The sequence below is a fragment of the Bradyrhizobium sp. URHC0002 genome (genome assembly GCF_054059515.1).
On record NZ_JBSSCF010000001.1, the window covers coordinates 1,338,237 to 1,351,751 of the forward strand.

The 13,515-nt window shown below is 63.0% G+C and carries 13 protein-coding genes; 3 read left to right on the top strand and 10 right to left on the bottom strand.

Features of this window, described 5'->3' with window-relative positions; translation table 11 throughout:
• Positions 1-8: 8 nt before the first annotated feature.
• Positions 9-578, bottom strand: a complete 570-nt coding sequence (locus ACVWVY_RS06395) for a L,D-transpeptidase family protein (protein WP_456632119.1) — start codon at positions 576-578, stop codon at positions 9-11.
• 271 nt (positions 579-849) lie between these two features.
• Between ACVWVY_RS06395 and ACVWVY_RS06400 the strand changes: the two genes are divergently transcribed.
• Together ACVWVY_RS06400 and ACVWVY_RS06405 are read left to right on the top strand one after the other, a co-directional pair.
• Positions 850-1,536 carry a response regulator transcription factor gene (locus tag ACVWVY_RS06400; protein ID WP_028348340.1) on the top strand — a complete coding sequence of 229 codons (687 nt, stop codon included), beginning with the start codon at positions 850-852 and terminating at the stop codon, positions 1,534-1,536.
• 51 nt (positions 1,537-1,587) lie between these two features.
• Complete coding sequence (locus ACVWVY_RS06405) at positions 1,588-2,028, top strand: cyclic nucleotide-binding domain-containing protein (protein ID WP_456625581.1); 441 nt, start codon at positions 1,588-1,590, stop codon at positions 2,026-2,028.
• 125 nt (positions 2,029-2,153) lie between these two features.
• Here ACVWVY_RS06405 and ACVWVY_RS06410 read toward each other — a convergent pair whose 3' ends face one another.
• From ACVWVY_RS06410 to ACVWVY_RS06450, 9 genes are all read right to left on the bottom strand, one after another.
• Positions 2,154-2,969 carry an exodeoxyribonuclease III gene (locus ACVWVY_RS06410; RefSeq protein WP_456625582.1) on the bottom strand — a complete coding sequence of 272 codons (816 nt, stop codon included), beginning with the start codon at positions 2,967-2,969 and terminating at the stop codon, positions 2,154-2,156.
• A 139-nt stretch (positions 2,970-3,108) separates the two neighbouring features.
• Entirely contained in the window at positions 3,109-3,933 is an 825-nt protein-coding gene (locus tag ACVWVY_RS06415) for an outer membrane lipoprotein carrier protein LolA (RefSeq protein ID WP_456625583.1), read from the bottom strand.
• A 124-nt stretch (positions 3,934-4,057) separates the two neighbouring features.
• Complete coding sequence (locus ACVWVY_RS06420) at positions 4,058-6,511, bottom strand: DNA translocase FtsK (protein WP_456625584.1); 2,454 nt, start codon at positions 6,509-6,511, stop codon at positions 4,058-4,060.
• A 13-nt stretch (positions 6,512-6,524) separates the two neighbouring features.
• Positions 6,525-7,748, bottom strand: a complete 1,224-nt coding sequence (locus ACVWVY_RS06425) for an aminotransferase class I/II-fold pyridoxal phosphate-dependent enzyme (RefSeq protein ID WP_456625585.1) — start codon at positions 7,746-7,748, stop codon at positions 6,525-6,527.
• Positions 7,749-7,919: 171 nt separating this feature from the next.
• Complete coding sequence (locus ACVWVY_RS06430; RefSeq protein WP_456625586.1) at positions 7,920-8,321, bottom strand: GFA family protein; 402 nt, start codon at positions 8,319-8,321, stop codon at positions 7,920-7,922.
• 184 nt (positions 8,322-8,505) lie between these two features.
• Complete coding sequence (locus tag ACVWVY_RS06435; protein ID WP_456625587.1) at positions 8,506-9,954, bottom strand: ammonium transporter; 1,449 nt, start codon at positions 9,952-9,954, stop codon at positions 8,506-8,508.
• Between the two features lie 38 nt (positions 9,955-9,992).
• Positions 9,993-10,331 carry a P-II family nitrogen regulator gene (locus tag ACVWVY_RS06440; RefSeq protein WP_456625588.1) on the bottom strand — a complete coding sequence of 113 codons (339 nt, stop codon included), beginning with the start codon at positions 10,329-10,331 and terminating at the stop codon, positions 9,993-9,995.
• Positions 10,332-10,641: 310 nt separating this feature from the next.
• Positions 10,642-11,949: an ammonium transporter gene (locus ACVWVY_RS06445; RefSeq protein WP_456625589.1), complete on the bottom strand. Its 1,308-nt coding sequence runs from the start codon at positions 11,947-11,949 to the stop codon at positions 10,642-10,644.
• Positions 11,950-12,040: 91 nt separating this feature from the next.
• On the bottom strand, positions 12,041-12,379 hold the full coding sequence (locus tag ACVWVY_RS06450; RefSeq protein ID WP_108520132.1) for a P-II family nitrogen regulator: 339 nt from the start codon (positions 12,377-12,379) through the stop codon (positions 12,041-12,043).
• Positions 12,380-12,625: 246 nt separating this feature from the next.
• Between ACVWVY_RS06450 and ACVWVY_RS06455 the strand changes: the two genes are divergently transcribed.
• Positions 12,626-13,513 carry a DUF4339 domain-containing protein gene (locus ACVWVY_RS06455; protein WP_456625590.1) on the top strand — a complete coding sequence of 296 codons (888 nt, stop codon included), beginning with the start codon at positions 12,626-12,628 and terminating at the stop codon, positions 13,511-13,513.
• The last annotated feature ends 2 nt before the right edge of the window (positions 13,514-13,515 follow it).

Genomic DNA, 13,515 nt, shown 5'->3' on the forward strand with positions numbered 1-13,515 from the left:
ATTCCCCGTCAGCCGATCGTGATTTTCGTCTGCGGGCTCATTCGCCGCAACAGCCGCAGCATGCTGGATTTCGTCATCGAAACGCACCCCGCCGTCGGCGAGAAATTGGGACGCGCCAGATGCAGGAATACGGCGCTGCCGCGCCCGGCGACCCGTGGGCCGGCGTTGTGATCGATCTCGACGATGAAATCGTAAAGATGGTCCTCGCGCGTCAGCCGATCGCCGGGCTGGTCGCGGACCAGACGGATGGGCTGATTGTAACGGCGGTCCCGGGGGTCCTCGCACCAGGCGTCCTCGGGCCGGATCGGCCGCACCGGCAGATAGGTCCGCGGTCGAGGATGGCGGTCGGCGCGCCACCACAATTGCAGCGGATGGTACGTGCCCCTCGGGGTGCCGCCGTCGCCTTCCCGCTTGTTGGCGAGGATACCGCCGCGGCCCAGCGCCACCGGCACGGTCCAGCCGTCCGCCGTCAGCCAACCCCGGCGGGGGTCGCCGGCAGCCCTGTGGACGCGGATTGCCGCCAGCGGCCGATCACGCGCGGCTGTCTGATAAGTGATTGAAATGGCGTTACTTTCCATGCCGACGCCCGAATCCTGCCGTTGCCTGTCCGGCGACAATTGCGCTATTGACGCCATTACAGGACATTCCTCCAAACGCGCCTCAAATTTGGGATAGACTGCGGTTCGCCTTGTGAATCTGTAACAATTTCTTACCTGATGCGAATCAGTACCTGACGATCTCGCTTGCTCGCAAAATTTGCGCGCGAATCGGGGTTGTCATCGACACCAAGACCCGGCTTGAGACGCTTCCACCTGTGTCCGCCGCCTGCCCTCAAGAGGATCGTATCCTATGCCCAATGCCCGCAAGATCCTGATCGTGGATGACGACACCGATCTGCGCGACACACTGGTCGAGCAATTATCGCTGCATGAAGAGTTCGAAGCTTCCGCAGTCGATACCGGCGCCAAGGGCGCCAGCGCCGCCAAAGCCAATTCTCCCGATCTGGTGCTGATGGATGTCGGCTTGCCGGATACCGATGGAAGGGAAGTCGTGCGCAGCCTCCGCAAGGGTGGCTTCAAGGCGCCGATCATCATGTTGACCGGCCACGATACCGATTCGGATACCATTTTGGGGCTCGAATCGGGCGCCAATGATTACGTCGCAAAGCCGTTCCGGTTCGCCGTCCTGCTCGCCCGGATCAGGGCGCAGCTTCGCCAGCACGAAGCCAGCGAGGACGCGGTGTTTTCCGTCGGCCCCTACAGCTTCAGGCCCGGCTCCAAGATGCTGACCGCCGCCAATGCCAGAAAAGTGCGGCTGACCGAGAAGGAAACCGCGATCCTGCGTTTCCTGTATCGCGCCGGCCAGTTGCCGGTGTCGCGCGAGACGTTGCTGCAGGAAGTCTGGGGTTACAATTCAGGCGTTACCACGCACACGCTGGAAACCCATATCTACCGTCTCAGGCAGAAGATCGAGAAGGATGCCGCCAATCCGGAAATCCTGGTGACGGAAGCCGGTGGCTACAAGCTGGTGCCGTGATACGATTCGCAGCCACGTTTCGTAATTTTCGCGCATCCCGGTCACAGGTCCATGTCGATCGAAGATGATGTAGCCCTGCTCGAGCGGGTCCCGACATTGCGCCTGTTGGGAACGGCGGCTCTGCGCATGCTGGCGATCGGCTCGGAGCAGCGCGATTTCTCGCCCGGCGATTATCTGTTCAACGCCGGCGACGAGGCGGATGCGGGCTATATCGTTCAGCGCGGCACGATCCGCGTCGAGGACGGCGGCGCCGAAGTCGTTGCGGGCCCCGGCTCCCTGATCGGCGAACTGGCGCTGATCGTCGCCATGAAGCGGCCGTCGAGCGCGGTCGCGCTCGATCATTCCTCGGTCATCCGGGTAGCGCGCAGCCTGTTTCAACGCGTGCTCGAAAGCGATCCGGCAGCGGCGCGCCGCCTGCGCGACGAACTCGCCACCCGCACCAGCCAGCTCGCCAGCGATATTTTGATGGCCGGCGCGAAGCTGAGTATTTGACGATCCTCATGGTGAGGAGGCGCGTAGCGCCGTCTCGAACCATGAGGCCACAGACGGGCCTGCATCCTTCGAGACGCGGCGAAGACGCCGCTCCTCAGGATGAGGGTCAGTGAGCGTGGAATGCCCTACACTTCCAGCGTCACCGTTACCGGCACGTGGTCGGACGGGCGCTCCCAGCCGCGGGCGTCGCGGGTGATCTTGAAATCGCTGATCCCATCCTTCAGCGCGCGCGAGACCCAGATGTGGTCGAGCCGCCGGCCACGGTCGCCCACCGTCCAGTCGGCGGCGCGGTAGCTCCACCAGGTATAGACCTTTTCCGAAAGCGGGATCCGCTCGCGCGCGACGTCGAACCATTCGCCATGGGCCTGCGCGGCCAGGAGCTTCTCGCATTCGATCGGCGTGTGCGAGACGACCTTCAGGAGCTGCTTGTGCGACCACACGTCGTTCTCATATGGCGCGACATTGAGGTCGCCGACCAGGATGTGGCGATCGTCGCCGCGCGGATGCAGCGGTTCGCACGCCTTCATCTCGTCGAGAAATTTCAGCTTGTGATCGAACTTCGGATTGAGCGCGGGATCGGGAATGTCGCCGCCGGCCGGCACGTAGAAATTATGCAGCACCAGCGGCTTTGCGAGCTGCGCCTTTTCGCCGAACGCCACCGAGATGTGACGCGAATCGATCTTGTCGCAGAAGGTTCTGATATCGGTGGCCTCGAACGGCAATTTCGAAACGATGGCGACGCCGTGATAGCCCTTCTGTCCGTTCAGTGCGACATGCTCATAGCCGAGACGCTTGAATCGCTTCAACGGGAAAGCGTCGTCGATGCATTTTGTTTCCTGCAGGCACAGCACGTCCGGCCGTGCCGATTTGAGGAATTTGGCGACGATGTCGATGCGCAGGCGCACCGAATTGATATTCCACGTTGTCAGGGAAAACCGCATGAGGGCCGTGTATTACCACGGCTTCCGGCACGGATTTTCGTCTCTCCACAGAAAGAATGGAGAAGGCGCGCCGTTCAGAGCTTACTGTTTTGACGCGTTATCTTCACGCGAACCGGGAGCCACTTCGCTCGAAAACGCTCTAATTTGCGGGGGTCGTGTAGTTGGTGAAGTCGATCTTGAAGAGGCCGGGGTCGACCTTCTTGGTCGAGTCCACATTGTAGACCGCAATCGTGGTGTCGTAGCCCTGCGGGTCGGTCACCGTCCATTGCTTGAGCTGGCCGTCCTTGACACCGACCATCAGCATTAGCCGGCTGGTGCCGATCAGGGCCTGCTTCTCCTCGATGGTTACGCTGATGTAGACGTCATCGGCCATGACGTTGACGACGTTGGTGTCCTTCAACAGATCGATCCGGTCCGACAGCAGGAAGCGCAGCGGCGTTTGCGATAGCGGATAGATGTCCTGGGTCGCAAGCTTGGTATCCCGCACCGCCAGCGACGAGCCGTCGGCGATGATCGCGATCGGGCTGGGCGCATCGTATTCGAAACGCAGCTTGCCCGGCTTCTGGATGTAGAAATCGCCCTTGGTCTTGCTGCCGTCCGACGCGACCTGGACGAAATTTCCGACCAGCGTCTGCAGCGAAGACAGATAGGAACTCACCCGGGCAGCCTGCGCCTTCTGGTTGGCGTCAAAGGTGGCAAAAACATTTGCCGGGACATTGCGGTGCGGGTCGGGAATCACCGGGTTCGGCGGCGCCTGGGTGGCGCCGGTGGTCGTCGGCGACTTGTCCTGCGCGCTCATCTGCACGCTGCCGTCGCGGGCCTTGGGCGCAGGCTTCGGAACCGGCGCGGGCTTCGGGGTCGGCACGGTCTGCGAGAAAGCCGGCGACGCGAAACCTGCCAGGGACGTGGCGATCAAAAGGGCCAGTCCGGCGCGCAGCCCGCGATGGGTAGGTTGATGTGTCATCAGGTATTCGGATCTCTATTCAACGAGGCGTCCCGCTGCCAGCCATTTTATCGTGCTTTCGAGCAAAGGAGATATCGTTTTTCCGTGAAAATCGTTGCAGCGAATCCACATTCAGCGCCGGCATCTAGAAGCCGCCCTCCTCCTCCTCGACCAGAATTTCGCGCTTGCCGGCGTGATTCGCCTGCCCGACGATGCCTTCGAGTTCCATCCGCTCCATCAACGACGCGGCGCGGTTATAGCCGATTTGCAGCCGGCGCTGAATGTAGGAAGTCGAGGCCTTGCGGTCGCGCTTGACGATCGCAACCGCCTGCGAGAACAGGTCGCCGCCGCCATCGCCGCCCATGCCGGTGGAATCGAATACCGCGCCGTCCTCGTCGGTCGGCTCTTCGGCGGTGACCGCTTCCAGGTATTCCGGCTGGCCCTGCGTCTTGAGGTGACGCACAACCTTTTCGACCTCCTCGTCGGAGACGAACGGCCCATGCACGCGGCTGATGCGTCCGCCGCCGGCCATATAGAGCATGTCGCCCTGGCCGAGCAGCTGCTCGGCGCCCATTTCGCCGAGGATGGTGCGGCTGTCGATTTTCGAGGTGACCTGAAACGAGATACGGGTCGGGAAGTTCGCCTTGATGGTGCCGGTGATGACGTCGACCGAGGGACGCTGCGTGGCAAGAATGACATGCAGGCCGGCGGCGCGCGCCATCTGCGCCAGGCGCTGCACCGCGCCTTCGATATCCTTGCCGGCCACCATCATCAGGTCGGCCATTTCGTCGACGATGATGACGATGTAGGGCAGCGGATCGAGGTCGAGCTTTTCTTCCTCGTAGATCGCCTTGCCGGTTTCCTTGTCGAAGCCGGTGTGCACCGTGCGCGTCAGGTCTTCGCCCTTGCCCTTCGCTTCGACGAGGCGCTGGTTATAACCGTCGATGTTGCGCACGCCGAGCTTGGCCATTTTCTTGTAGCGCTCTTCCATCTCGCGCACGGCCCATTTCAGCGCGACCACCGCCTTCTTCGGATCGGTCACGACGGGCGTCAGCAGATGCGGGATGCCGTCATAGACGGAGAGTTCGAGCATTTTTGGGTCGACCATGATCAGGCGGCACTGATCCGGCCGCAAGCGGTAGACCAGGCTCAGGATCATGGTGTTGATTGCGACCGATTTGCCGGAGCCGGTGGTGCCGGCGATCAGCATATGCGGCGTGCGCGCGAGATCGATGATGATGGATTCGCCGCCGATGTTCTTGCCGAGGCAGAGCGGCAGCTTCGCGTGCGACTCGTCCTTCGCGGTGAGCAATTCGCGCAAGTAAACCTTTTCGCGATGCACATTCGGCAGTTCGATGCCGATGGCGTTGCGGCCGGCAACCACGGCGACGCGGGCCGAGAGCGCGCTCATCGAGCGGGCGATATCGTCGGCAAGGCCGATGACGCGCGAGGATTTGATGCCGGGCGCCGGTTCGAGTTCGTAAAGCGTCACGACCGGACCGGGATTGGCCTTGACGATCTCGCCGCGGACGCCGAAATCGCCGAGCACACCTTCCAGCGCGCGCGAATTGGCCTCCAGCTCAGACTTGCTGAGCGGCTGCCGGTCCGACGCCTTGGGCGCCGTCAGCACCGAGACGGAAGGCAGCTCGAACTTTTCGGATTTGCGGGCCGGTGCGCGCGGCGCGGCCTTCTTGCGCGAAGCGCGGGCCGCGGGAGCTTCTTCTTCCTCGTCTTCCTCTTCCTCTTCCTCTTCTTCTTCTTCTTCGTCCTCCTCGTCCTGCGGGGCCAGTGCCGGCGCAGCGCGACCGCGGAGGGTCGGTTCCTGACGTTCGAACGAGGCTCGGCGAGGCGGCGGCGAACTCGATACCAGCGATCGGTAGGCCGCGCTCATCAGCCAGGCGAGCCGCGCCTTCAGGCTCATCAGCGCGTGATACACCCAGCCGAGCGAAACCGAACTGCGGTCCTCTTCTTCCACGAAGGGCGTGTCATCGTCCTCGATCGGCGTGAGTTCTTCCTCTCGCGGGCGCGATCCCCAGCCGCTGGCAAACAGGAAGGCCGTGCACATCGCCGCGAACAGGATGATGCCGAGCACGAGACGATAGGTGAAGCCGGCCGGACCGAATACCACGGCCGGCGCCCGCACCAGCGCGTCGCCGACGACGCCGCCAAGGCCGGTCGGCAACGCCCACGCGCCGCCATGCGGCCAGCAGCTTGCAAAGCCTGCCGCGAGCACCGCGCAGAGAATCCAGCATCCAAGACGCAGCGCTTCGCGGTCGAAGGTGCGATGGGTCAGCATGCGCCAGCCCCACACCGCGACGGGGAGGATCAGCATGATCGCGCCGAGGCCGAGAATCTGCATCAGGAGATCGGCGCCGATCGCGCCGGGATAGCCGAGCACGTTGCGGATCGGACGCGACGTCGCGTGGCTCAGGCTCGGGTCCTGTACCGACCACGTCATCAACGCCGCCGCCGCCACGCCGGACAGCGCGATCAGGCTGAGGCCCGTGAGTTCGCGCAGGCGCCGCGCCAGGGCGTCGCGGATCGAGACCGGCAGGTGGCCGACCAGGGGAATGACACGTTCGATCGCTGGCATGCTCATGGGGGCCCTGCGACTAATCCAGAATTTCGACCAGCCGGTGCAGTGCCTCGGCCGTTGATTCACTATCGGAGACCAGTGCAAGGCGGATATAGCCTGCGCCGGGATTGAAGCCGTCGTTCTGCGGCCGTGACAGATAACTTCCGGGGATCACGCGGACACCCGCATCCCGATAGAGTTTCACCGCCACAGCCTCGTCGCCGCCGCGCTCGGAGACGTCGAGCCAGACGCAGAAGCCGCCGGCGGGCCGCACATAGCCGTAGCGGCTGCCGAGAATCTGGTCGGCGAGATCGAACTTGATGCGGTAGAGCCTGCGGTTTTCCTCGACATGCGCTTCGTCGCTATAGGCGGCGACCGCCACATGCTGCAGCGGCACCGGCACCTGGGGCGCCGCGACGTTGCGTAATTCGTGATAGGCCGCGAGAAACTTCCTGTCGCCGGCGGCAAATCCGACGCGCATGCCGGGCAGGTTCGAGCGCTTCGACAGCGACTGGAACGCCACGACGTTGGTGAAGTCGGGCCCGGCGCATTCCAGCGCGCTGCCCGGTGCCTGCCTCGTGTAGATCTCCGAATAGCATTCGTCGCTCAGGATCATGAAGCCATGGCGGTCGGCAAGTTTCTTCAGGCGGATGAAGTAGTCGCGCGAGGCGACCGCGCCTTGCGGATTGGCCGGTGAGGCGATGAAGAATGCGACGGTACGGGCCAGCGTCGCCTCGTCGAGCGCATCGAGATCCGGCAAGAATCCGTTGGCAACCGTCGTCGGCAGGTAGATCAGTTCGCAACCAGCGGCACGGGTGCCCGCGCCATAGGCCGGATAAAACGGGTTGGGCATCAGGATCGCGGGCTTGCCCTTGCGCGGGCCGACATAACGGGCCGCGGCAATCGCTGCGAACACCAGCCCCTCGCGGCTGCCGCTCAAGACCAGAATCTCGCTTTCGGGGTCCATCGGCCGCGGCAGTTGAAACCGGCTCGACAGCCAGTTCGCGGCCGCGCGGCGGAACGGCTCGATGCCGCGGGCAAGGGGATAGCGGCCGAATTCGGCGATATGCTTTGCCAGAACCGGCCCGACGAAATCCGGCACCGGGTGCTGCGGCTCGCCTAATGACAGCGTGATCAACGGCTTGGCGGGCTGATAGGGGGACAGCAGCTCGGTGGTCCGGATAAAGGGCGAGCGCTCGGCCTGCCCGGCAGACAAGCTGCCGGCGCCCTGCGCCACGCCGGAAGAGGCGGTCATTGCCATGTCTGAAACGCCAGCACTTTCAATCGCGGCCGAGGGACTTACCCCAAGACCGCAAACACATCAAACCACCATAGATACGGCGAGGTTAAGACGCGATTAACCATCGGTCCCGTCGACGATTTTGGTCGCTTTTCGAGCTTCAATCGCTGGCTGGCGAAGTTCGCAACCGGGCTACCGCTGCGGCATGCGCTCGAAACTCGGCATGCCCTCGGGGATGTGGTGGAAGGGTTGCTTGTCGATCGTGAAGATCGCGATCTGCGGGGTGATCTGGGCGGGATTGTCGAGCGTCCCGACCTTCACCACCGCGACCGGACGTTGCGGCCGCGTCACCATATGCGTGCCGCATTCGGCGCAGAACTCACGCGTCACCGGCTTTTCCAGGTCCTTGCGTGCAAATTGCTTCGGCCCACCCTTGGTGTACTTGAAGCCGTCGAGCGGCATCACCACGAACAGGTTGGGCGATCCGCCGGTGATGAACTGGCATTCGCGGCAATGGCATTGCGCCTGCAACGCCGGCTCGCCCTCGGCGACATAGCGCACCGCGCCGCAATAACATCCGCCTTCGAGTTTCATGACGTCCTCCCGGTTTGGTTGCCGCCATTTTCGGCGCCTGGTGCCGGATTTTGCAATCTCTTTTTAGCAAAAAGAAAGGGGCCCCAGCTTGCGCTGGAGCCCCTCAACGGTCAGGGCATTGCCGGGTATGTGCCCGAACCGGAGTTGTGGATACGGCCCTTGGGGGACCGCATCCCGGGAGAACTCACATGTTGTAGGCGCGCTCGGTGTGCTCGGTGACGTCGAGGCCTTCACGCTCGGTTTCGACGTTGACGCGCAGACCGACGATCACGTCGACCACCTTGTAGAGGATCGCCGAACCGATGCCCGACCACACCAGCGTGGTGCAGACGCCCCAGAGCTGCGAGACCATCTGCGCCGCGAAGTCGTAATCGGCGACCTTCGGCGGAATGGCGGTGTAGTCGATGATACCAGCACCACCGAGGGCCGGGTTCACCAGGATGCCGGTGCCGAGCGCGCCGATGATGCCGCCGACGCAGTGGACGCCGAACACGTCGAGCGAGTCGTCATAGCCGAGCGAGTTCTTCACCACGGTGCAGAAGAACAGGCAGACCACGCCGACCACGAGGCCGAGCACGATCGCGCCCATCGGACCGGCATAGCCGGCCGCTGGGGTGACGGCCACGAGGCCTGCCACCGCGCCCGACAACGCGCCGAGCACCGAAGGATGACCCTTGACGATCCATTCCGCGAACATCCAGGCCATCGCCGCCGCTGCAGTTGCAACGAAGGAGTTGGTCATGGCGAGCGCGGCGCCGCCGGAGGCTTCCAGGTTCGATCCGGCATTGAAGCCGAACCAGCCGACCCAGAGCAGCGAAGCGCCGATCATGGTCATGGTCAGCGAGTGCGGGGCCATCAGCTCCTTGCCGTAGCCGACGCGCTTGCCGATCAGCAGCGCACCGACGAGACCGGCGATACCGGCGTTGATGTGCACCACGGTGCCGCCGGCGAAGTCGATCGCACCCTTCTTGAAGATCCAGCCGGCGTCGGCGTTGATCTCGTCGAGCTTGGCCTGCGCCGCGGTCTTCGCGGCACCGTCAGCAGCTGCGGCGAGCGCCTTGGCGGCATCCTGGATCATGTCCGGACCGGGCCAGTACCAGACCATGTGCGCGATCGGGAAGTAGATCAGGGTTACCCAGAGCGGGATGAACAGCGCGATCGCCGAGAACTTCATGCGCTCGGCAAAGGCGCCGACGATGAGGGCAGGGGTGATCGCCGCAAACGTCATCTGGAAGCAGACATAGACCAGTTCCGAGATGTTGGCGTCGACCGAGAAGGTCGCTGCCTTCGAGTCTGTGGTGATGCCCATCATGAAGGCTTTCGAGAAGCCGCCGATGAAGTCGGAACCACCAGTGAAGGCGAGGCTGTAGCCGTAGAGCGCCCAGAGCAGGGTGACGATGCAGACGGTGTAAAACACCTGCATCAGGACCGAGAGCATGTTCTTGGAACGGACGAGACCGCCATAGAACAGCGCCAGGCCGGGAATGGTCATCAACAGCACCAGCACGGTCGATGTCAGCATCCAGGCGTTGTCGCCCTTGTTGACGGTTGGTTCGGCGTAGGCAGCGGTCGCCGCGAACAGGCCGACTGCGAGGGCTGCCAATCCCGCGCTATAGGGACGTTTAAACGTCATTTGGTTTTACTCCTGAGTGGTATGGTTTGAGCGCGAAATCAGAGGGCCGCGGCATCTGCCTCGCCCGTGCGGATGCGCACCGCATGGTCGAGGCTGATGACGAAGATCTTGCCGTCGCCGATCTGGCCGGTCTTGGCAGCTGTTGTGATGGCGTCGATGGTCTTGTCGACCTGATCCGAGGCGACAGCGACCTCGATCTTGATCTTGGGCAGGAAGCTCACGGCGTATTCGGCGCCGCGATAGATTTCCGTATGCCCCTTCTGGCGACCGTAACCTTTGACTTCCGTCACCGTTAGACCGTGAACGCCAATCGCGGTCAGGGCGTCACGGACTTCTTCGAGCTTGAATGGCTTGATGATCGCCATAACAATTTTCATGGGTCTTAATCCCCGCTTGGGCCCGGTTCAGACGAGGACCGGGCGTTCTCGACTGAGATTCACCTCGCGGAGATGTTCACTACGCGGGCACAGCCAGGACCCTTAGAATCAAATGCCGTGCCAGATCGGGACCGCTCCCTAACAGATTATGAATCCGGCCCTTTTCGCCCGTTGCGGGAATTGCACGTTCCTGCGCCAATCCGTCGCGCCCAAAGTGTAGTCAGGTTTGCTCAAATAATGGGCAGGTCTGAGCAGCGATACAGATCGCTGCTCAGCGGCAGTGCAAGAAAATGGTAACGGGGTGGGCGGCCTATTGCAGCGCTTCGCCGTGCTGCGAGATATCGAGGCCTTCGAGTTCCTGCTGCACCGACACTCGCAGCGGCGCGAACACGCCCACCAGCTTGAGCAGCACAAAGGTGATGCCGCCGGACCACACCAGCGTGGCGGCGATCCCGTAGAGCTGGATCAGGACCTGCTGCGCATTGCCCTCGATCAGGCCTGCGGTGCCGCCGATCGCGTTCACCGCGAAAACGCCGGCGAGCAATGTGCCGGTCAATCCGCCAATACCGTGGACGCCGAACACGTCGAGCGAGTCGTCATATTTGAAGCGCTGCTTGAGCCAGGTACAGGCCCAGAAACAGAGCGTTCCCGCGACGACGCCGATGACGACCCCGTGCCACGGCGCCACGAACCCGGAGGCCGGCGTGATGGTGCCAAGACCTGCGATGGCGCCCGAAATCATGCCGAGCACCGACGGCTTGCGCCGTGTCGCCCATTCGATCGCGGCCCAGGTCAGCGCGCCGGCGCAGGCGGCCAGATGTGTCGCGGTGATCGCCATCACCGCGCGCGAGTTCGCGCCCAGCGCCGATCCGCCATTGAAGCCGAACCAGCCGACCCACAACAATCCGGTGCCGATCACGGCGAGCGACAGGTCGAACGGCGCGAGGTTCTCGCTGCCATAGCCCTGACGCCGGCCCATCACGGTTGCGGCAACCAGGCCGCCGATGCCGGCGGAAAGATGCACGACGAGGCCGCCGGCGAAATCGAGCACGCCCATGGTGCCGAGGAAACCGCCACCCCACACCCAGTGTGCGAGCGGCACATAGACGAACGTGAACCAGCCGGCGGAAAAAAGCAGATAGGCCGAGAACCGCATCCGGTCCGCTACCGCGCCTGCCACCAGTGCCACCGTGATGATCGCAAACGTCATCTGGTACAGCATGAAAAGCGCTTCCGGTATCGTCTTCGCCGCCGGGTTGATGCTCTCCATCGTCATTCCCATCAGGAACCAGCGATCGAGCGTGCCGATCCAGGGACCATCGCCGACAAAGGCCAGCGAATAGCCGAACGCCACCCAGAGAATCGAGATGATCGCGACGGCCGAGAGGCTCTGCGCCATCGTCGCCAGCACGTTCTTCTTGCGCACCATGCCGGAATAGAACAGCGCCAGGCCGGGTATCGTCATCATCAACACCAGCGCGGTGGCGACGATCATCCACGCGGTATCGGCGGCATTGATGGTGGACGTCTCGGCGGCCCGGGCCGGCGTCGCGAGCGAGCTCGCCGCAAGAGTGATGAGCGCAGCATTCCTCGCTGCACGATACGATGGTGCCCCCATGGAATTCCCCCGGCTGTTGTCGTGTCGTTTGTCGTTTCTTGGCTTGTCGCGTTCGGCGTCGTTGCCGCCGCGCCTTGAATTTCGCGATGTCTCAGAGCGCGTCGCTATCCGTCTCGCCGGTACGGATTCGCAAGGCGTGGTCGATCGGCGTGACGAAGATCTTGCCGTCGCCGATCTGCCCGGTACGCGCGTTCGCGGTAATGACCTCGACCGCCTTCTCGGCGACGTCGGAGGCGACGGCGATTTCGATTCGGAGCTTGGGCAGGAAGTTCACGACGTATTCTGCGCCGCGATAGATTTCGGTGTGGCCCTTCTGGCGGCCGTAGCCCTTGACCTCGGTTACCGTCATGCCGTGGACGCCGATGGCCGTCAGCGCCTGACGCACCTCGTCAAGCTTGAAGGGTTTGATGATCGCGACGACGAGTTTCATGGTCAGGCCTTCATTTCCCTGGATATTTTTTGAGCACACGGCAGACTGGCCGCCCGGCGGCTCGCTGCCGACGCAAATCTGGCATCTTTCTGGGCAGTTGGCACAAAAAAGTTGCAGGAAGAAGGGGAAAACATTTGGAGCTGGTGACGTCCTTCACTGTACAGGCGGCGGGATCGTCCGCCAAAATGCACTTCCACCGCCAGCCGCCCGGCTGGCTTCCCCCTCTCCACGGCTCAAGGGACTAAAATGTCGAACCGATCGTGGTTTTATGCATCCAGCGGCCAGCAACAGGGCCCCTATCCGGAGGCGCAGCTTCGCGACCTCATGACCCGGGGCACGATTGGAGCGGACACGCTGGTCTGGACTGAGGGGATGTCGGGCTGGCAGCGGGCCGGAGACATTCCCGGCCTGGTCCCCGGGGGATCGAGCCCGCCCTCCGTGCCGTACCCCGGTGGCCCGCCGCCAATGGGCGGGAGCTATAGCGGAGGTCCGCTGTCGATCGACTTCGGGATCCTGGAGTTTACCTGGCGTACCCTGGTGCTCGTGGTCGGTTTGATCTTCATCATCCCGGCACCATGGGTTTTGATCTGGTACATCAAGTGGATCGTCCCCTGCGTGCGCGTGCCGGGACGGCCGAACCTCAGCTTCGAGGGCGAGGCGATGACGATCGTTCCCTGGTTTTTTGGCTTCGTCGTCCTCATGATCGGCGTTAGCCTGATCGGCAGCCAGTTGCTCAGCAATCTGATGATCCTCGTCCAGATGGCCCTGTACTGGTTGTTTCTCAAATGGTTCATCGCGAATCTTGCGTCCAACGGGCAGCCACTCGAGCTCAGTTTCTCCGGCTCGGTCTGGGCCTACCTCGGTTGGACCATTCTTGCGGCTATCTCCGTCATCACCATCATCGGCTGGGCCTGGGTTTACGTGGCCTGGATGCGGTGGCTTTGCCGGAACATCCAGGGCACGCGGCGCGAAGTTCTCTTCATCGGCAGCGGCCTGGAATTTCTTTGGCGTGCGATCGTGGCCGCAGTCGCATCGTTCTTCATCATCCCGATTCCGTGGGTGTATCGCTGGATGATGGGCTGGCTGGCGTCGCAGACCGTTTTGGCCGAGCGAGGCGCATCGGCCAACGGCTAAAC